The organism is Pseudoalteromonas sp. APC 3495 (assembly GCF_030407645.1).
GTDB classification, from domain to species: domain Bacteria; phylum Pseudomonadota; class Gammaproteobacteria; order Enterobacterales; family Alteromonadaceae; genus Pseudoalteromonas; species Pseudoalteromonas tetraodonis.
Genome location: NZ_JASDDA010000050.1, coordinates 1 through 21,534, shown reverse-complemented (window position 1 = coordinate 21,534; position 21,534 = coordinate 1). Strand labels below are relative to the sequence as shown.

Genomic DNA, 21,534 nt, shown 5'->3' with positions numbered 1-21,534 from the left:
ATCCCTTTGTCTTTTTAATGCCTAACACTACTTAAACCAACCTTGAAAGCGCTCCATCAGCATATAGTTAACGGGAACAAATAATAAGGTTATAAAAGTCGCAAATATAATCCCAAAACCTAGGCTTACTGCCATAGGAATTAAAAACTGCGCCTGAGTCGCCTTTTCAAACAGCAGCGGCATTAAGCCTATAAAGGTGGTTAAACTAGTTAGCATAACCGGGCGAAAACGCGCTACGCCGGCGGTTTTAACAGCTTCCATTAAATCGAGCCCTTCACTGCGTTTTTTATTAATAAAATCAACCAATACTAACGAGTCGTTCACCACGACCCCAATTAACGCGAGCATTCCCAGCAAACTCATAATGGTAAGCTCCATAGTCATGATCCAATGGCCAATTACTGCGCCAATCATGCCAAAAGGAATAATGCTCATCACCACCAGTGGCTGTAAGTACGATTTAAAGGGAATTGCGAGCAACCCATAAATTACAAAAAATACAAATACCATTCCCCACAATAATGAACCAAACGATTCGCGCTGCTCTTTGGCTTCACCTTCTAATGAATGGCTTACACCTGGGTATTGTTGCACAAGTTCATCTAAGTAGGTTTTTAAATCAGCTTGAAGCACGGTCATATTGGTATCGGTTTTTTCTACATCCGCCGACACATTAAGAGTACGGTAACGATCAATACGGGTAATGGTTGATGGGCTTTGACCCGGTACTAAAGTGGCCACGTGTGACAGCGGCACTCGCCCACCATTAGGTGTTTGTATTAATATATCTTTTAAATCAGCAACTGAGCGTCTTTCATCTATAGGTAAGCGCACCATAACGCGCACATCATCACGCCCGCGTTGAATGCGCTGTACTTGTACACCAAAAAACGAGTTACGCACTTGTCTTGATACATCAACTCTATTTAATCCAAGTGCAAGCCCTTGCTCTGTTAGCTCTATTTGTAGCTCTTCTTTACCATCAGACATGCTATCGGCAATATCAAACACGCTTGGATAAGTGGCCAATCGTTGTTTAATTTGCTCAGCCACTGTTTGCAGTGTGGTTATGGAATTACCCGATAATTGAATATCAATTGGGTTTGAGCTTCTACCTATTTCTGCTCTAAATGTGAGACTTTCAGCCCCTGGGATCACCCCTATTAATTGCCGCCACTCTTTTACCAACTCACGCGAACCAATATCAGACTCTCGTTGTTCTGCTGGGGTGATTTCAAAGCGCACACTACCCGAATTAGCCGCACCGCCTCGCCCGCCAGTGCTGGCTAAAATATTAAGGATAATACTTTGCCCTGTTTCTTCATCTTGATACTTACGCTGAAGCTCTCTGGCTTTATCTGACATATCAATAATGTATTTATTCGTGACTTCAAACGGTGTTCCCGCAGGAAAAGTTAAATTAACCCGAACTGTTTCACTGGGAATACGTGGGAAGAAAATAAACTTAGTCCAACCACTGGTGATCATGGTTAAAATAATTAAAAACACGCCCATAAATAAACTGACTGTGGCCAGTTTGTTGCGTAGCGCTAGCCCTAATACGGGTTGGTAATATTTTAAAATGGCATGCTCAAAACCATCAGCAAAACGTTGTTGGAGTTGCTCTAATTTAGAACCTTTGCCTTTTTGCTGGCGCAGTTTGATATATTTTAAATGCGCTGGCAGCACAAATTTAGATTCAATCAATGAAAACAATAATACCGGAATAACCACCACCGGAATTTGCGCAAAAATAGCGCCTCGCGCGCCTTCTATAAAACCTAACGGTAAAAAAGCGGCCACGGTGGTTAACACGCCAAATGTAACTGGCGTGGCTACTTCTTGAGTTCCTTTTATAGCAGCCTCTTCGCCCGATTTGGCGGTTTTTAAATGGGTATACACGTTTTCACCGGTAACAATAGCATCGTCCACCACAATCCCTAGCACCAATATAAAACCAAATAAGCTGATCACATTTATGGTCACGCCAAAGGCGGCCATTGCCATAAACGCGCCCATAAATGAAACCGGAATACCAATAAATACCCAAAACGCGATGGCAGGTCTTAAAAATAAAGTCAGTAACCCCAGTACCAAAATACCGCCCTGTAAAGCATTGCTAGTTAGGGTAGCAATACGGCTTTTTACTACCTCAGAGTCATCATCCCAATAGCTTAAATAAAACCCTTGCGGTAAATTAGCTTGCTCACTGGTAATATAGTTTTTAACTGCATCGGCCACTTCTATCGCACTTTGCGGACCAATGCGGTACACATCGATAAATGCGGCTTGTTTGCCATTAAAGCGGGTGCGCACGGGGGTTTCTTCAAAATCATCGTTAATGGTTGCAATATCACTTAAGCGAATAATAGTGCCATCGGCTTGATTTTTTATCACAATGCTTGCAAATTCATCTTTGCGGTAAGCTTGCCCTTTAGAGCGAATAAGTACATCGCCGCCCTCTGTTTTAAGGTTTCCCGCTGAAATATCAGAACTTGAATTGGCAATGGCACTGGATATTTGCGCCAAGGTTAAATCGTATTGGCGCAGCGTATCTTGGCTTACTTCGATTGCCAGCTCATAATTACGTACGCCACTAAGTTCAACTTGGGTAATCGCCGGAATACGCAGCAATTCATCACGGACTTGCTCTGCATATTCTAGGGTTTCTTTTTCGTTGTAGTCACTTGAAACAGTGACTGCTATTACTTCACGCTTACGCTGGATTAACCCTATTACTGGTTTTTCTGCATCGGCTGGAAAGGTATTAATGGCATCGACACGGCTCTTTATATCCGCTAACAATTCACGCTCGTCATAGCCAGTATCAACCTCAACGCTTACTTGTGATGACCCCTCAGAAGAGCGGCTCGATATTTGTTTAATACCTTCGAGATCTTGTAATGCTTCTTCTATTCGTATGGTGACCCCTTTTTCAGCATCTTCTGGGGTTGAACCACGTAAACTCACACTAATATTTATACGATCAGAAACAAACGAGGGAAACACCTCTAACGGTAACTTAGAAGACAGGCTGAATAGGCCGCCCAACACAATACTAATTAGCAATAAGTTGGCAGCCACATGGTTACGAGTAAACCAAGCGATCATGGCTGCTCTCCTGTTTTTTGTGCTTTAGGAGTCGCATCCATTATCTGCACTGGCGTACCTGAACTCACTTGCCCCAGTGGCGTCAGTACTAATTGACTACCCGCTTCAAGACCTTTACTCACAATGCCTTGCAGCGCATTTTGCCACGCTAAAGCAATATTTTTACGCTGTAGTGTGCCATTTTCAACCACATAAACATAACTGCCTTGATATATCGCACTATTGGGAATAACGAGTACCTGAGAGGCGACTTTGCCATTAATTTTAGCTTTAACGTATTGTCCTATTTTTACTGGGTATTGATTATCACTGGTTGATTTATAAGGGTCATTAATTTTAGCCACCACATACAATTGCTGAGCACTTTCATCTATTGCGCCCTCAGTACGAATAAGTTGGCCTTGCCATTGTTGCTCGCCAATTAAATCTGAAGTGAAATTAACCGCTGAGCCACGCTGATTTTTAGCACCATCTCGATATTGCTCAGGTAAATTAATAAAAGGCAGATCTTTATTCTTTATCGGTAAGCGTATTTCAACACTGTCGGTTGCATAAATTGTCGCTAACTGCATATTGTTAGATACCACCTGACCTAAGTCAACGCTGCGGTTTAATACTCGCCCAGCATAAGGGGCTTTAATTTTAGTACGTTCAAGATTTAGTTGCGCTTTTTCCAATTGTGCTTGTGCTGACAAAACCTGTGCTTGCGCTGCAGCTAGCTGTGGCTTTCTAAGTACTAAAATACTCGGTTCAGACTCATTGCCTAAACGTTGCCAATCAGTAAGCGCTTGTCGGCCTCGTGCTTGCTCTTCTAATAAGTTTTGCTCGGCATTGAGCAAATTAGCTTGTGCTGATTTAACTTCCGCTTTTAAATCGCGATCATCTAGCTGAAGTAACACATCGCCTTTTTCAAAAAAGCCGCCTTCGCGGAACTGCTCATTTATATCAATAATCAGCCCAGAAACCTGAGCCACCAACATACTTTGAGTCCGTGGTTTAACCGTACCAAAGCTATCAATTTCAACGGGGTAGTCAATTAACTGCAATGGTTTTACCGCTACATTAATTTTTGCTTTTGGCGGTGCTGAAAAACGTGATGCTTTAGGCGGGTTTCCCTTAATAAACATCACCAAAAAAATGGTCGCTATAATGATAGCAGCGGGAACAATTATTTTTTGTTTGTTTAGTTTCATAGTGCTTGCTCATCCTGTGCGGATCTTGATTTTGCAAAGTCGCCCCCAAGAGCAACATGTAATTTAATGCGATTTGTGAGTAATTGGTTTTTAATTTCAATCAGTGAACTTTGTGCATCAAACGAGCGTGCTTGTGCATCTAATACGGTGGTGTAGCTCACTAAACCACTTTGATATTGTTCAAACGATAATTGCTCTGCTGCTAAGGCATTTTCTTGTGCCTGCAAGGTGCTTTGGTAGCGTGCCTTTAAAGATTGTTGTTGGGTAATAGCATTTTCAACATCACCAAATGCATCATATAAAGATTGCAGATAGGCTTGCTCTTGCTTTTGCGTTTGTAAACTGGCTATTTCCTCGTTCGCAGCGAGTCGCCCAGCGTCAAAAATAGGCGCTGAAATGCTACCAATAAGTGACCACGCAAGACTTGAAGCAGAAAATAAGTCGCTTACCCTGTTAGTGCTATCGCTTAAACCTGCCGCTAAATTTAAACTCGGAAAACGCTGTTTATGCGCATACGCAAGCGAAGCGTCGCTGGCTAATAACTGATACCAACTAGCACGCAACGCAGGTTTGCGAGTAATAAGCTCCGACGGTAAACCAAGAGGAATGTCGTCATTAATTACAGGTAGGTCGTTATTCGCTGCTATCAATCCTTTTGGATACTCCCCCAATAAACGCTCAAGGCTACGTGCAGCTTGAGTCAAATTTGCTTTTTGGGTTGCTATACGGGAGCGTTCATTGTTTAACTCATTGCGAGCTAAATAAACATCTAACGCTTCATTTAAACCTTGGCGATAACCCGACTCAATAATCTCAAGGTTTTGCTGGGCGTTAGCTTCTCTGCGCTTAAACAAATCAAGTAATTGCTCTGCACTGATTAAGTTAAACCAATTTGTTATAACATCTGCAATAAGCTGTTGTTTAGTTTGCTCATAGCGAGCTTGCTGAGCAAGGTAGTTGAGGTTGTCTCTGCGCTTTGCATCAGAGAGTTTACCCCATAAATCAATTTCATAGCCTAACTCTAACGATACAGAGCTTGAGTTATTATAACTAACCGGACGATTATCTTTGCTCCGTCCTACTCGCGTTGAAATATCTAAACTGGGCCATAAAGCGGCACCGGTGACAATTAATTGCTGTTTTTGTATTTCTACATCAAAACGGTTTTGCAATAGTTGCTGATTGTTTTTTAGCGCTTGAGTAACTAGCTGCTTTACTGTTGGTGAAGCAAGTTTATTAAACCATGTGTCGTTGACAGCAACTACTGATTCAACAGCTGTTTGTTGCCACTGATCTGGGAGTGTATTCGGTGCTTGCTCACGTAGTTGCGGGTTTAAGTTACTCGCACAACCACTTAGCAGCATAATACTTATTGCCAATAAAGATGGCTTATATTGCCACATTATGTTTAAACCTGATTAATGCTATTTATGAATGTTATTCAAGCACTTTAGCAAACGTTGCTCAATTGACTTTACATAACATTACATACTTTGCGATGAAATTATAAGTGCCGTAGATACGCCAAGTATTAACATATTGATCACAAATTAATAAACAACCTAATTTTTAGCCAAAAAAGCTGAATAAAGTTCTCAAAGAGGTACGAAAAGGACAGAGGGACTTACTGTTTATGACGTGCTGGAAAAATAGAGCAGGATAGAAAAAACTTAGAAACAAAAAAGCCCCGCATATGCGAGGCTTTGTATAAATGGTGCCTCGACCCGGAATCGAACCAGGGACACGAGGATTTTCAATCCTCTGCTCTACCAACTGAGCTATCGAGGCACTTAAACAGTGCTAATTAAAAATCTTAACGGATTTTTAATGCAATTCCCAGCTAGCTCTACTGACTGGCTATCTGGGCGTGCGGCGTATTAAACGAGTTTTGCCCCTACAAGTCAACTTTTTTTTTATTCTTTATAATCGTTTGAACGGTTTTCAAACAACTCGAGGCTATTTTCGTTAATACAGTGTATTTATCCAACAAAAGAGTTTAAAAAACGTAGTGAATTATTTTTTTTAGGTGTTACGATTGAATAATAACTTTCGGTACAGGCTTACCGTTTTAATAATAAGACCACAGGAAAACTCATGCAGAGCAAGCCCTCTTCAGCAATAAAAGGCCTACTACCTTTATTCTTAGTTAGTAACCTTATAATAACCGCATTATTTGTAGTCGCCTTTGTGCTTTATTCACAAAGTAATGCTGATAACAATGCATCTGCTCCAACCTCTACTTTATCGTTAACAAAACTTGCTGAGCGTCTTGATCAGCCTTTAGCAGAAGCATTAACAATATACGAGCAAGACAAGGTCACGCAATTACTCGATATGACCACCTTACTCAATGATGATTATAAATATACGCTCCACCGTTTTAATGCCAATAATCAAGCCGAGTTAGTTTATAGCAATAACAGTAAAGCAATTGCGCCTTTAGCTGTTAATAAACATATTAAAGAACAAAATACTCTTCATCATTTAATCTCATCAGAGGGGCAGATAATTGGAGAGCTTATTATTAAGCAAACACAGCCCTCAGTTACACCATCAAATCAACACTCACCACTAAATGCCTATGTTGTAGCCTTTGCTGCACTGGTGGTGCTGTTTTTATTAGCATTCATGTTGAATAAATACATTAACAAGCGATTACATAAAAATACAGATTCACTTACTCAAGAACTAAAAGAAATTACGCAAAATGATAACTATCAAAGCACCCTAAATGAGCAACTAGAGGGTGGTTTAGAAACGGTAGCTCAACAAGTTAATTTATTACTCAAAAAGGTGAGTAAGGTTCAAGCTGACGATCAAGCGGCAAAAAAAGAGTTAAAAAAATTACAAACAAGCCTTGAAACAGAAGTACAAAGCAGAACCTTTGAGTTAGAGAAACAAACGCAAAAAGCGCTAAAAGCCAGTGAAACTAAAACCACCTTTTTAGCCACTATGAGTCATGAAATAAGAACACCAATGAATGGTGTAATCGGTACCATTGATTTACTTCGTCAAACAGAACTTGATGGTGCACAGCAACGTTTAAGTACAATTATTCGTGAATCTGCATTTTCGTTACTCAGTATCTTAGATGATATTTTGGATTTTTCTAAAATTGAAGCAGGAAAGCTCAATATAGACCCGACTCCCTTCTCTGTTGCAGATACGCTAGAAGAAGTCGCAAAGGTGTTATCGTCTGTTGCAAAAAACCGTCACCTAGAACTCGATTTATCAATTGCACCGGATATTCCTAATAACCTTATGGGCGACTCAGTCAGGGTTCGCCAAGTACTTTATAACTTATGTAGCAATGCCATTAAATTTACCAGCACTAACGGCTCTACTCAAGGTAGGGTGAAAATATCGGTTGAAGTTGCACACAACACTGCCGATCATTTTACACTCCGTTTTTGTGTAGTTGATAACGGTAAAGGAATGAGTCAGTCTCAATTAAGGAAAATATTCAGCCCGTTTACTCAAGCTGAAAGCTCAATTACCCGAGAATTTGGCGGTACAGGACTTGGGCTTTCAATTTGTAAAAGCTTAACCGAGCTAATGCTTGGTACTATACATGTTACAAGCCATGAGGGGATTGGTAGTGAGTTTACCGTTGAACTGCCTTTTTCAACGGCAGGTAAAACTGAATTTGCTCATAAAAATACACTCAATAATAAACATGTTGTTGTTGTTAGTGACAATGCTGAACGCGGCAAGGTAATTTATCGTTACTTGTCATTCATGGGTGCCAAAATAACCTATGCCCATGAGCAAAAAGATATAGAAGATCATCAAGACACAAAGGATATTATTTGGGTTGTTGATGGTATTGACGACATGAGTAGCATTAGCACTTTGCTAAGAAGTTTACTTTACTCACTAGAAGATAATAATCAGCAAATGGTGGTATTAAGTAAGCTAGATGAAGCCGTTATTAATCATAAAAATATTTTTTATATTAATGCTTCACCACTGTGCAAATCTAACTTTATGCTTTCAATTTTGGTTGCGGCGGGCTTACATAAACCTAAGCAAATAAAAAAAGCTAAAAGCATGAATCATTACTTAAATTCAGAAGAAGCACTCGCTGCGAATAGGCTTGTTTTATTGGTAGAAGATAACTTACTAAACCAAGAGGTACTTACCGAGCAGTTACACATACTAGGGTATAGTGTGGAAGTAGCGAATAATGGTGAGGAAGGCATAGAGATGTGGCGTAAAAACAGCTATTCGCTCATCCTAACCGATTTACATATGCCGAAAATGTCTGGCTACGATATGGTTGAAAAGATTAGAGAAGAAGCAGCACTGTTAGAAGCAATCGACGCCCAACCTTATATTATTGCTGTAACAGCCAATGCCTTAAAAGGCGAAAGAGAACGCTGTTTAGCTGTGGGAATTAATGACTTTATAACTAAACCGATTGAGTTAAATGCGCTTGAGGACATATTAAATCAATGGAGCGATTTAGATAATAAACAGCCAAAACAAATTAGCTCAGCTGAAAAGCCAGCCATGCCTATTAACATGGAGTCTGCCAACAAATATATAAATGGCGATGATGCTAAAAAAATTCGCTTCTTTAAAATGTATTTAGAGCAAAGCCAAGAACAAATTAAATCAATCAACTTTGCGGTACTACAGAAGAGTCAAAGTGAAATTATAGCTGCCTGCCATCAATTGAAATCTATATCAAAAACAGTGGGGGCTAATATTGTGGCTGATTTAGCGCAGTCATTTGAGGATAAGTGTAAGGCTGATGAAATCAATGCCGATGAGTTAATTGAGATGAGAGATGAGCTCGAAATTGAATATTCAAGAGCAGCACAATTTTTAAAAGAACAAATTAGAAACCACGATCAACAAGATGACTTGATTTAACTAAACTGTTCATAGGTATGCACAACAAAAAAGGGCTTTTATAGCCCTTTTTTAACGATTATTTTTCTACTGGCTTATAGCCTTCAATCTCAACCTCTTTTCCTTCAAATAAAAAGCCAACCATTTGCTCTTCTAAAAAGGTACGATGTTCTGGGTCCATCATATTTAAATGCTTTTCATTGATCAGCATCGTTTGTTTATGCTGCCACTGTCCCCATGCTTCTTTAGATATATTATTAAAAATCTTTTCGCCAATTTCCCCAGGATAAAGTTGAAATCCAAGGCCTTCAGCTTCTTTTTGTAACTTTTGACAAAATACAGTACGTGCCATGATTTATTCTCTCTAACGCTAAATGCTGCTAGTTTAACCTATTGGGCTCATTTGTTTAACCAACTTTTTAGTCGGTGCAGCTAAACCCACCTCTATTGATTGATCAAGTGGATACCATATTAATTGCTTGTCGTTCACCACATCAGGGATTTGCTGAACATTGAGCACATGTGGGTTTATGGTTAGCTCAAAATGTGAGAACACATGGCTAAAAGGCGCTAATATCTCAAGCTCACTTTTTAGCCCTTGCTGTGCTAAAAAAGTATTGAGCTCACTGTGCTCATTAAATTCAAAAAAACCAAATAATCCCCCCCAAATGCCACTACTTGGGCGTTTTTCCATGAGTACTTTGTCGTTATGTTTAATAATTAACTGATGACAACTTTTTTTAGGCACTGCTTTTTTAGGTTTAGAATGTGGGAACTCTTTAACCTTACCCGCATTAAAAGCACCACATTGTGTTTTTAACGGGCATGCTTCACAGTCAAAACGACTTCGTGAACAAAGGCTTGCCCCTAAATCCATCATAGCTTGATTAAACTCAGTCACATTATTTTTAGGGGTGAGTTGTTCACTTAAATGCCACAGCTGATTTTCTACCTTTTTGACGCCATACCAACCTTCAACCATGAAAAATCGTGCAAGCACCCTTTTTACATTGCCATCAAGAATAGGATGATGCTGCCCCAAAGATAAAGATAAAACAGCACCCGCAGTAGAGCGCCCTATTCCGGGTAAATCCATTACCTCTTCAAGCGTGCTGGGAAACTGGCCTTGATATTTGTCTCGCACTATTTTGGCCGTTTTATGTAAGTTGCGCGCGCGTGCGTAGTAACCTAGACCAGTCCAGTGATGCAGAACCTGATCTTCATCAGCATTTGCTAAAGCAATAATATCGGGAAAGCTTTGCATAAACTTTTCGAAATAGGGAATAACAGTCACAACTTGGGTTTGCTGCAGCATCACCTCAGACACCCATACTTTATAAGGTGTTTTAGCTAATTGCCATGGCAATGTTTTGCGCCCATGGAGATGATACCAATCAACTACTTGGTTAGAAAACCAATCAGACTGCTGCTTTTTTAAATCCAACATATTTACTTTTTTACTAATGCTTAATGGCGGCTCAGTCTATTGTAGTTGTTGAAAAGATCAAGCTATAACGCCCTAGAGCTTGTCAACCCCGCGCGGGTCAGGGATAATACGCAACCATTTTTAAACACATTGTTTTGTCAGGCCAATAATATGAGTGAATCAAGTAACAACAACCTTGAGCAAGCTAAGCAAGAAGGTAAGTATATCCGCACTATTCGTAGTTTTGTAAAACGCGAAGGCCGATTAACCAAAGGCCAAGCCGCTGCAATCGAAAAATGCTGGCCAACAATGGGGCTTGAGCATAAAAACGGCCTGCTTGATTTAAACGCAGTATTTGGCAATGACAATGATGTAGTGTTAGAAATTGGCTTTGGTATGGGCAAGTCATTGGTTGAAATGGCAAAAAACGCACCACATCTTAACTTTATCGGTATAGAAGTACATCGCCCAGGCGTTGGCGCGTGTTTAATGGATGCCGACGAAGCAGGCGTTACTAATCTTCGTGTATTTGAACACGACGCCGTTGAAGTCCTTGCAGATTGTATAAGTGATGAAAGCTTATCGACCTTACAATTGTTCTTCCCTGATCCATGGCACAAAAAGCGTCACCATAAGCGCCGTATTGTACAAACTGAGTTTGCAGAAAAACTACGTTCTAAATTAAAAATTGGCGGCGTTTTTCATATGGCAACCGATTGGGAAAACTATGCAGAACATATGCTTGAAGTAATGCAAGCAGCACCTGGTTACAAAAACCAATCAGAGACTAACGACTATGTACCTCGTCCTGATTTACGTCCGCTGACTAAGTTTGAACAACGTGGCCATCGTTTAGGCCATGGCGTATGGGATTTAATGTTCGAACGTACTAAATAACCGTTAATTAAATAATCAAGTAAGGTAAAGCCATTTATGAGCGTATTAACCAATCCGAGCCTATTATTACTTCGCAACAGCGAGGAGCTAAAAGGTAAATCAATATTGGTGGTCAACTTTGTTCAAGATGGCTTTTTAAATGAGCTAAAAACGCTCAACCCACAAAGTAAAATAACGGCTTTTAGCTATAACCATGCAAATGGTGAATTTGCTAAAAACATATCGGGTATAAATGTAGAAGTTAATCACACGATTAACGCCGGTGAATATGATTTAGTAATTCTTTATTACCCCAAGTCTAAGCCCGAGCTATTAATGGCATTAGACAACATACGCGCAGTGATAAGTAAAGAAGCTGAGCTGCTAGTCGTTGGCGAAAACAAAAGCGGTGTAAAATCAATTGAAAAGCAACTCGCCAATAAAACGGCGTTTAGTAATAAAATTGACTCTGCAAAACACTGCGTTTTATATTCATTTTCAGAAATAACCCTGAATTCAACATTTGATATTAGTACTTACCACAAAGAGTTTATGGTAAACGTAAGTGATATTGAGTTTACTGCTGTAAGTATTCCTGGCGTGTTTAACCATGGCGGCCTTGATGCAGGCACTAAAATGCTATTAGAAAATGCACCAAATATAAAACACGGTAACGTTCTTGATTTTGGTTGTGGCGCGGGGCTTATTGCTACGTTTTTAGGGCTAAAAAATCCGGCTCTTACATTTACATGTAGTGATGTAAGCGCACTGGCTGCCTATGCAACAACACAAACGCTTAAACTTAATAACGTTAATGGTGAAGCCGTACTGAGCGATGGTTTAAACAGCATTGCAGGTAAGTTTGATTTAATTATTAGTAACCCACCATTTCATACCGGTATTGCAACTGACTACACAGTGGCCGAATCGTTTTTAAATAATGCCAAACAGCACCTAACTAAAACAGGTAAGCTCACTATTGTTGCTAATAGCTTTTTAAAATATCCACCTATTTTAGAAGCCCAATTTGATAGTTATCAAACGGTGTTTAAGAATAATAAGTTTGCAGTATACAGTAGCTAAAACTTATTATTAATCCCCTATCAAAACATAAATATGCGGTATATTAGCCGCATATTTACTTTATGACGTAGATTAACTGAGAATAAATAGTGTAATTAAGCTAATCTTTTTGCTTCACTTTTTCCTGTTTTTGCTAAACTAGTATTTATTACATTCACAATTGACACGGATGACACTCTCGCAATGCCTAAAACTGTAGAGCAAAATAGCATTCGTAGCATATTGTTTAAAACCATCATGCTTATAACAGCCATCTGTTTGCTATTATCTCTTTCTATTTCTACTTACTTAAGTACACAAGAGCAAAAAAAGCAGCTGATTAGTAAACTTGTGCTGGTGTCAGAGATCATTGCCTTTGATGCAATGCCGTCATTACTAAATAAAAATAGACCTGCAGAAGAAAGGCGGTTAAAGCTTCTTCAACAAGTCTCATCGGTTACAAACTTACATATTTATGCGCTAGATGAGCAAACAAGAAAACCAGTATTTTTTACCAGTTTTAATGCCCGAAAATCGCCACCTGTACCAATCAAAACAGACAGCATTAACGACTTTATAGAACCCCAAGTAGGTGATGAGTTTATTGAGTACATTACTCCAATACTCAATAATGATCAGTTACTGGGTTATGTGTATATTAGGGGCAGCTTGGATAACTTAAATAAGCTTATCACTAAAAAAATTATAATTGATATTGCCATTATCGCTTTAATACTTATCTTCATCTCTTTGATTATTTTAAGGCTACAAAAAAGGATAGCCAGCCCCATAGAAAACTTAAGCTTGTTACTGCAAAACATAGCTAAAAATCATAACTACTACGCCCGGGCGCCTTTAACAAACTTAACTGAAATAACCCGGCTTTCTAATAGCTTAAATGTAATGCTGGCGCGAACACAAAGACAAATAGAGCGCCACGAAGAAGATAAAAAAGAAATTAAGCTACTAAACTCAAATCTTGAAGAAAAAGTAAGCCAACGAACCATCGCGCTCAGAGAAGCAAATAAAGAGTTGCTATCTACACTTGAAAAGATGCACCAATACCAAACTCAAATTGTCGAAAACAAAAAAATGGCTTCATTAGGGCAAATGGTGGCAGGTGTAGCTCATGAGGTAAATACCCCTATAGGGCTTGGGATCACTGGTTCTACTTTACTAAGGGATAAACTCGCGGAGCTACAAATTAACTTTCAAAATAAGTCATTGACTGCCAGTCAATTTGAGCAATTTACTAACGATGGCATTGAAAACTTAGACCTCATCTACAGTAGTTTAAACCGTGTCGCAGAGCTTATTTCTAACTTTAAAAAAGTGGCCGTGATTAAAGATGATGAAATCACTAGCACCGTTCACTTACAGCAGCTCATAAACGATACATTATTGTCTATGGGGCAAGAATTAAGAATAAAAAATCCTAAAGTTCTTATAAATTGTCCAGCAGATTTAACCGTTGAAAGTAAAAAAGGGCCACTGCAGCAAGTTTTCCATCAACTAATTTTAAACTCCCTACTACACGGATTTGTAGCTGGCGGTGACAATGTAGTGCAAATTGATATTGTGGCAACAAACACAAAAACACAAATTACCTACACCGATAACGGCCTAGGTGTAGAGAGCAACATAAGAGCGAAAATTTTTGACCCCTTTGTTACTTCAAAACGCGGTCAAGGAGCCAGTGGTTTAGGCATGCATTTAGTTTACAACTTAGTGACCCAGGCTTTGGCTGGAGAGATTGTGTTAGATACTGAGTATCAATCAGGAGCACGATTTATTATTACGCTATTTTAAAAAGTGAAATAAATCCGTTGTCTGCTCTTGAATTACGACTTTATGACCATACTAAGACAGCACTCATTGAACAGTTGTACCATTAATGCTGTATTTTCACACAATTAATGAACTTAATTGTGTTTAACATATCACATACATTGATGAAAAATTGTAAAGTGATATAATTTCGTTTTGAATTAGTCTGATTATTTTAAGTATCTTTAGGTGGTTGATGGATGTATCAATTATTAAAGGGAAATGGCTTCGACTTTATAATTCAAATTATACATCCAACGTTAAGTATCAATTAAGCCGCGGTTTTTAATAATACGTCAAAGTAGGTTTGGGCGCGCAGCTGTTTTTATCTAATTTGTTTTTACTTGTTAACATTTAGATATAATCCTATAATTCTAGTAGTCGGTTTTGATGAACACACCGATTTTAAAATAAAACACACTCCAAAAAGGTTAATTAAAAATGCAAACGCCAGTCATTCTGATCGTAGAGGATGAAGACGTAACTAGACTAAACCTCGTTAGTTTATTTGAAGCCGAAGGTTACAAAGTTATTGAAGCCATTGATGGCGATGATATGCATGATAAGCTTACAAATAACGATGACGTCAATCTTGTAGTTATGGACATCAACCTGCCAGGTAAAAACGGGCTTATTTTAGCTCGCGAATTACGCCAAAAACGCAAAGTTGGTCTTATTTTCTTAACAGGCCGTGACAACGATGTAGACCGTATTTTAGGTCTTGAAATTGGTGCTGATGACTATATTACTAAGCCTTTCAACCCGCGTGAATTAACTATTCGTGCTCGTAACTTAATTACGCGTACTGCATTAGGTGGTGAAGAGTCTGCTATTGAAACAAATGGCGTGATCACCTTTAACGGTTGGGAACTTGACGAAAACAGTCGTTGCCTTACTTCTCCAAACGGAGACGCGAAACGTCTACCTAAAGGCGAATACAGAGCACTGCGTTTAATGCTTGACTCTCCGGGTCGTATATTTAGCCGTGAGCAACTAATTAAGCACATGACTGGCCGAGAGCTTCGCGCTAACGACCGTACGGTTGACGTAACAATTCGTCGTATCCGCAAACACTTTGAAAGCGACAACTCAACGTCTGAGTTAATCAGCACCATCCATGGTGAAGGTTACCGTTTCATTGGTAAAATCGACAGCTAATTAGTTATTACTCTAATTGCTGTAAAAATAAATGAAGGGCCTGTTGTCCTTCATTTATTTTATCTGTTAACTCCTCAAGCCACACAGCTAACACTTCGTCACTTTGATCCAGCGCCCCATGCTCCATTTGCTTTGCATGCAACTGAACATCATTAAGACCCACCGAACCTGCCGCACCTTTTAATTTGTGCGCAACCGATTTGTACTCTTCTCTATCAGCAGCGTTTAACGAAGCTAATAGCTCTTGTTGGTACTGCGGATTTAGCTTTGCGAACAACTGGCTACTGCGTTTAAATACTTCAACGCCCATCGAATTTACAAAGTCTTCAATGGTTTCAACATCCAACAAGTCAGTATTAATTTGATTTAATAACGCTTGATTGACCACTCGTTGAGGAGCCTCGGTTTGCGCTTGCTTAATGCCAAAGAGTTCAGCGAGCATATTATCTAACTTGCTTGTGTTTATTGGTTTAGCTAGTGCGCCTTGAATAGATATACCCTCAAGCTCCTCTTCAGCACTGCGTACATTGGCCGTTAATGCCACTATTGGTAGCTGATCAAAATGACTTTGAGCGCGAATTTGTCTTGCCACTTCGTCACCATTAATATCAGGCAACTGCATATCAAGTAATACTAAATCTAAGTCATCTTCAGTTTCGACAAACGATAAAGCATCTTCACCCGTTTCAGCCCACAGCACTTCGTGTCCACGTTGCTCTAGTAGGTTAGTAGCAATTTCAGCATTAAGTGGCACATCCTCCACTAATAAAATATATAAGCTACGCCCAACATAACTATGTTCGGTAGGAGCACTACATAAATTCAGCGGAATTTGTACCGTAAAGCAGCTGCCCTCTCCTGGGGTACTATTAACCGTTATTGTGCCTTTCATTGCGCTTACTAACGCTTTGGTGACAGCTAAGCCAATACCTGAACCAATGGCATTGGTGCCTTTAAGATCTGGCGCTTTATAGTACATGTCAAAAATGCGTGTTAGTTGCTCTTGTGGAATACCTTCACCGGTATCGAGTATTTTAATAATAAGCCAAGGGCCATCTTCACGGTTTTCTCTGGCACAATCTAAGATTACGCTCCCTTGTTGAGTAAACTTAACGGCGTTATTAATTAAGTTCCATACCACTTGGCGTAAACGAGTCGGGTCAAGCAATGCATATATGTCAAGCATGCCAGAACGCTTCACTTCAAACGAAAGCTCTTTTTGCTCAGCAATAAGGCCTGCAAAGTTAACTACATCGTTGATAAAGTCCGAAACATTAATTTCGTTGGCGGCAATATCTAACTGCTCACGGTCAATTTTATCTAAATCTATAATATCGTTAAATATGTTACCTAGCGTTTCGGCGCTTGAAAACACGGTATTACACCAACTGCGTTGCTGTTTGTTTAATTCGGTATCCAGTAGCATGCGCGTTAAGCCCACAATACCATTAAGCGGTGTGCGTAACTCATGGCTTAATGTGGCAATAAATTTCCCTTTATCTTTATAAGCTGTTTCTAGTGCCTGCGCAGCTTCTTTACGACTGGTAATATCACGGCCAAACGCAAGTAAACCAATGTAATCCCCTTGTTCATTAATAAAGGGAAGTTTACGCAATTCAAACCACCTAATTTCACCGTTTACTGAGTACTCCACATCTATAGTTAAACCTTGGTGCGTACGCTCAACCTGCTCATCGGTTCTGAGTACTTCTGATAAAAAGTGGCTTGGGAATATTTCTTCTGCGGCTTTACCAATAAGTTCGCCACTGGTTTTGCCCATTACCTCTTCAAACATTTTATTACAACCGGCAAACACCCCGTTGTTATCGCGGTAATAAAATAAATCCGGCGAGGAGTCTACTATTGAGCGCAGTAACATGCCTTGCTGTGCGAGTTCTTGTTGTGTTTTTTTACGCTCTGCAATTTCACGCCTGAGCTCTTCTATTGCTCGATGTTTGGCATGAAAAGCCATTTTACGTTCGTCAATTTCAATATTTAAGCGGTTAATATTGTCTTTGAGGGTTTGATTTAAAAGCTTCTCTTGTTTTGTGGCACTATCTAAATAAGCATAAGAGGCATCAAGTTGCCGAATAGAGTTTAATAATATGCTGATAACTAAAGGAGAAACAACCGAGGTAAAAAATACTACGGCCAGTATATCAACCAAGTTTACTTCGCCTATGGCAACGTAATAAAACATACTTGATAAAACCAGCGATATTGTTAGTAATAATGCATAGCAAATAGCAGCAGTTTTAAACTCACCAAAACGAGTTATTGAACTGGAAAGAACTCGAACCCACGGGTTCAAAGAAGAATCAGTCATATATCAGTTTTTCTCTTAGCTAAATGCTTAGGGTCTGTTGACCTTTCAAGGTTAAAAGCTAATTTTAGCATTTTCTATCAGCTATTTTCATGTTGTGCGACAAAAACAATAAAATTTCATGTTTGGTGTTATTTGCTGCATTTCAGCAAATCTTTATTTAGTGTAAAATGCGGCGTTTTAAATATTGCAAATAACGAGTAACGTATCATGCAAAAAACTATGCCAGATATTGCTAACACGGCTGCCGCATTACAAACAGGTAAATTAGACTGGGTAGGTATGGGCGATATAGAGCTGCCTTTTATTTTTGAATCTCTTGATTTAGCTCCAGTTACCGTTAATGCAAAAGCACGCGCCTTTGTTAATTTACACAAAGAAGATGCTAAAGGCATTCATATGTCGCGACTATTTTTAGCGTTGGATCACCTCTCAACTGAGCAACAGGTCAATCCACAAACCTTAGCACAAGCCTTAGATACCTTTATCACCAGTCATGAAGGCTTAAGTGATAAAGCACACATTGAATTTAAATTTGAATTGCCGCTACGCCGTAAGTCATTACTTAGTGGTAAAGCAGGTTGGAAAAGCTATCCCATTGTACTTACCAGCACTATAAATCAAGGCGTTATTAGTTTTGAGCTCAGCGTTGATGTGACTTATTCATCAACTTGCCCCTGCTCTGCAGCACTGGCTCGCCAATTAATTCAAAACGCATTCAGCGAAAAGTTTTCTCAAGAAACACTCACTCAATCAGAAGTTTTAGAGTGGCTTGGAACAACTCAAGGCATTGTAGCAACCCCGCATTCACAGCGTTCAATTGCTAATGTTAAAGTTAAATTAGCAAATAACATTGAACAGTTTGATGTGGTTAACTTAATAAACTTACTAGAAGATGAGCTAAAAACACCAGTACAAGCTGCGGTAAAACGTGAAGACGAACAAGAGTTTGCTCGCTTAAACGGTCAAAATTTAATGTTTTGTGAAGACGCAGCACGAAAAATTAAAACGACGTTAGAGTCAAAAGAGTTTAGCGATTACTTCCTGCAAATTAACCATTATGAGTCTTTACATGCTCATGATGCAGTTGCGATTGCCGTAAAAGGTATTGAAGGCGGCTATAAAGCATAATAGTGCTCATCCCCATTCGTTAATAAAACAACCATAACAACTATTTGGGCACATAAATTGCTTTAGAAAAGCAGTGTCAATTTGTTGTTATGGAGTTACCGTATGGAATTCGCTTTATTATTAATATTAGTGCTAGTTGTTGGGGCATCTGTCGTTGCGTCAAAATTTAATGATGACGGCGGAAACCCTTATCCTTTTACTCGTAAGCAAAGTGTATTTACCCAAGTAGAAGGGGCATTTCTGAATTTATTAGAGCGCGCTGTTGGCGATCAATATAAAATTGTTAGTCGCGTTAAACTAATCGATGTGATTGACTGTAAACAAGGCCTGTCTGTTAAATCTAAACGTGCGGCAATGGCTAAAGCAAAAAATAAGCAGCTCGACTTTGTTTTAGTAGATAAAGAAAAAATGACCATAGTGGCTGCGGTTGACTTAGTTAATAACGCCAATAAAGATGGCCACAAAGCACAGCGCGACTGGTTTGTTAATGGCGCATTGGAAGCCGCAGGTATTCCACATATTCGTATGAAAGTGAAGGCAGGCTACCGCCCAAGCGAAGTACGCGATGCAATTATGTTTAAATTAGGTAAGCCAGCGGCATCTAAACCTTCACGACCTACGCGCGCTAGAGTTCATAAACCGGCGGTACTATCTCCTTCTCAAGCAAAGGCACAATCAACAGCCCTTGCTGAAATATAATCAATAAGTTTATAAAGTGCGGGCTTTTTAAGCTCGCATTTTTGTTTGTTTTACCCCACGTTATTTTTTGCAGTATAATCACCGTATTCAAACTCAGGAATTTAACACTATGAATGTTGGTATTATTGGCGCAATGGAGCCAGAAGTTAAAATTTTGCGCGAGGCGATGCAAAATCCACAAGTTTTAACCAAGGCTGGTTTTACTTTTTACACAGGCGAGCTTGCAGGCAATACCGTCACTTTAGTGCAATCAGGTATAGGTAAAGTCGCTTCGACAATCGCAACCACATTACTTATCGATAACTTCAATCCAGATTGTGTTATTAACACTGGCTCTGCCGGTGGATTCGACCCATCACTAAACGTTGGCGATGTAGTAATTTCATCTGAAGTACGTCATCACGATGTTGATGTAACAGCGTTTGGTTACGAAATTGGCCAAGTACCACAAATGCCAGCAGGTTTTACTGCTCACCCTAAACTTGTAGAAGCAGCCGAGCAAACAATTGCACAAATTAGTGAAGTAAAAACCCTTGTTGGTTTAATTTGCACTGGCGACTCGTTTATGTGCGACCCTGTTCGTATTGAAAAAGCACGCAGTGACTTCCCTACAATGCTAGCAGTAGAGATGGAAGGTGCATCAATTGCGCAAACGTGTTTTGCACTTAATACACCATTTGTTGTTATTCGCTCAATGTCTGATATTGCAGGCAAAGAGTCGCCGCAATCATTTGAAGAATACTTAGAAACAGCCTCTATAAATTCATCAAAAATGGTCGTAGCTTTACTTGAGAAATTAACGGCGGTTACGCTGTAAATGCTCAATAATATTGTTCAAAATCATTTGGACTTTATTGTATTTATTTGTGCGCTCCTTGCTGAGCGCTTTTTACCTTTAGTAAGTTGGTATCACCCTAACCACATACTCTCTGCTATTTTTAGCGCTATAAGCCAGCGTATTTATAAAAAAACAGACACCAAGCAATATCATTATTTAGCAGCCTCAATGGCAAGTACGCTTATACTTAGTACTGTGCTTATTATTGTAGTTTTACTGCTTCAGCTTGCCTTTTACCCCGAGCTGTTATCAGGTCTTATTTTATATTTATGCCTAGAAAACAGTAGCCTGAATAAAAAAGCGATACGCATAGCTAGGCTAGTCAAAAAAAATCAAAAATCGACAGCACGCGAATTATTAAAGCCACTAGTAGCCCGTGAAGTTAATGCACTTTCAAGCCCCGGGATCATTAAAGCCATTATGGAAAGTGTCATACTTAGAACGGCGCGTCATTACTTTGTAGTAATTTTCATATTTTTAGTATTGGGCCCCGTCGCCGCTCTCGCCTATCGTTTAATCACTTTAATTCAACAGGCGTGGCGAAGTGATATAGCCCCAAACAGCTCTTTTTTGATGCCGCTTAAACTGGTTCTTTTTATTGTTGAGTACATTCCCATACGTTTACTCGCGCTGACAATTGCCTCACTAAAGGCCAGTAAAAAAAGCATGCATTATATTAAGCATTATGGCCGACACTTCTATCAAACCAATACAGGCTGGTTACTTAGTGTATGTTCTGCATCTTTGGGGGTACAACTTGGTGGGCCTGCTATTTATAATACACAGCGTTTTAATAAAATGCGTGTCGGTGTAGAGCGTCTTCCCAACGCCGATGACTTACCACAACTACTCAATACACTTAACCAAACTCGCTTTTTTTGGCTTCTGATTATTATTAGCGTTGAAGTTATTAAGGCTGTTCTCGTTTTTAAGTTCGCATAAAAAAACCAGCCGTAGCTTAATGCAGATCAGTTAAGAATATTTTTATGATCACTTGACTGATCTTTCCATGGCTTCAAAATCCGATATTAGA

Annotated in this window: 15 protein-coding genes and 1 tRNA gene; 9 read left to right on the top strand and 7 right to left on the bottom strand. The window is 39.4% G+C overall.

What is annotated here, in order from left to right:
- Positions 1–27: 27 nt before the first annotated feature.
- From QL984_RS15840 to QL984_RS15825, 4 genes are all read right to left on the bottom strand, one after another.
- Entirely contained in the window at positions 28–3,111 is a 3,084-nt protein-coding gene (locus tag QL984_RS15840) for an efflux RND transporter permease subunit (protein ID WP_016900630.1), read from the bottom strand.
- Positions 3,108–4,304: an efflux RND transporter periplasmic adaptor subunit gene (locus QL984_RS15835; protein WP_013464147.1), complete on the bottom strand. Its 1,197-nt coding sequence runs from the start codon at positions 4,302–4,304 to the stop codon at positions 3,108–3,110. The genes QL984_RS15840 and QL984_RS15835 overlap by 4 nt, the downstream gene beginning before the upstream one ends.
- A complete protein-coding gene (locus tag QL984_RS15830; protein ID WP_024600854.1) occupies positions 4,301–5,710 on the bottom strand; it encodes a TolC family protein in 1,410 nt (469 codons plus the stop codon). Before QL984_RS15830 ends, QL984_RS15835 begins: the two co-directional genes overlap by 4 nt.
- A 306-nt stretch (positions 5,711–6,016) precedes the next feature.
- Positions 6,017–6,092, bottom strand: a tRNA-Phe gene (locus QL984_RS15825).
- A gap of 306 nt (positions 6,093–6,398) precedes the next feature.
- Here QL984_RS15825 and QL984_RS15820 point away from each other — a divergent pair.
- Positions 6,399–9,182, top strand: a complete 2,784-nt coding sequence (locus QL984_RS15820; protein WP_036956071.1) for an ATP-binding protein — start codon at positions 6,399–6,401, stop codon at positions 9,180–9,182.
- Positions 9,183–9,240: 58 nt separating this feature from the next.
- Here QL984_RS15820 and QL984_RS15815 read toward each other — a convergent pair whose 3' ends face one another.
- Entirely contained in the window at positions 9,241–9,513 is a 273-nt protein-coding gene (locus tag QL984_RS15815; RefSeq protein ID WP_013464143.1) for an oxidative damage protection protein, read from the bottom strand.
- Between the two features lie 33 nt (positions 9,514–9,546).
- Entirely contained in the window at positions 9,547–10,608 is a 1,062-nt protein-coding gene (gene mutY / locus QL984_RS15810; RefSeq protein WP_036956070.1) for an A/G-specific adenine glycosylase, read from the bottom strand.
- Positions 10,609–10,758: 150 nt separating this feature from the next.
- Here mutY and trmB point away from each other — a divergent pair, with 150 nt between their 5' ends.
- The 4 genes from trmB (at position 10,759) to arcA (ending at position 15,510) form a co-directional block, all read left to right on the top strand.
- Positions 10,759–11,484: a tRNA (guanosine(46)-N7)-methyltransferase TrmB gene (trmB, locus tag QL984_RS15805; RefSeq protein WP_024601262.1), complete on the top strand. Its 726-nt coding sequence runs from the start codon at positions 10,759–10,761 to the stop codon at positions 11,482–11,484.
- Positions 11,485–11,520: 36 nt separating this feature from the next.
- Positions 11,521–12,546: a methyltransferase gene (locus QL984_RS15800; RefSeq protein WP_138764109.1), complete on the top strand. Its 1,026-nt coding sequence runs from the start codon at positions 11,521–11,523 to the stop codon at positions 12,544–12,546.
- Between the two features lie 183 nt (positions 12,547–12,729).
- The gene (locus QL984_RS15795) at positions 12,730–14,334 is read left to right on the top strand and encodes an ATP-binding protein (RefSeq protein ID WP_033102601.1); all 1,605 of its coding nucleotides are present in this window, start codon (positions 12,730–12,732) and stop codon (positions 14,332–14,334) included.
- A 459-nt stretch (positions 14,335–14,793) separates the two neighbouring features.
- The gene (gene arcA / locus QL984_RS15790) at positions 14,794–15,510 is read left to right on the top strand and encodes a two-component system response regulator ArcA (protein WP_008110444.1); all 717 of its coding nucleotides are present in this window, start codon (positions 14,794–14,796) and stop codon (positions 15,508–15,510) included.
- 7 nt (positions 15,511–15,517) lie between these two features.
- On the opposite strand, the gene arcB is transcribed toward arcA, so the two are convergent.
- Positions 15,518–17,836 carry an aerobic respiration two-component sensor histidine kinase ArcB gene (arcB, locus tag QL984_RS15785; protein ID WP_036956066.1) on the bottom strand — a complete coding sequence of 773 codons (2,319 nt, stop codon included), beginning with the start codon at positions 17,834–17,836 and terminating at the stop codon, positions 15,518–15,520.
- Between the two features lie 207 nt (positions 17,837–18,043).
- Here arcB and folE2 point away from each other — a divergent pair, with 207 nt between their 5' ends.
- From folE2 to QL984_RS15765, 4 genes are all read left to right on the top strand, one after another.
- Positions 18,044–18,964: a GTP cyclohydrolase FolE2 gene (gene folE2, locus QL984_RS15780; RefSeq protein WP_016900622.1), complete on the top strand. Its 921-nt coding sequence runs from the start codon at positions 18,044–18,046 to the stop codon at positions 18,962–18,964.
- Positions 18,965–19,066: 102 nt separating this feature from the next.
- Positions 19,067–19,663: a DUF2726 domain-containing protein gene (locus tag QL984_RS15775; RefSeq protein WP_013464137.1), complete on the top strand. Its 597-nt coding sequence runs from the start codon at positions 19,067–19,069 to the stop codon at positions 19,661–19,663.
- 109 nt (positions 19,664–19,772) lie between these two features.
- Positions 19,773–20,480, top strand: a complete 708-nt coding sequence (gene mtnN, locus QL984_RS15770) for a 5'-methylthioadenosine/S-adenosylhomocysteine nucleosidase (RefSeq protein ID WP_016900621.1) — start codon at positions 19,773–19,775, stop codon at positions 20,478–20,480.
- On the top strand, positions 20,481–21,443 hold the full coding sequence (locus tag QL984_RS15765) for a cobalamin biosynthesis protein (protein WP_016900620.1): 963 nt from the start codon (positions 20,481–20,483) through the stop codon (positions 21,441–21,443).
- Positions 21,444–21,534: the final 91 nt, after the last annotated feature.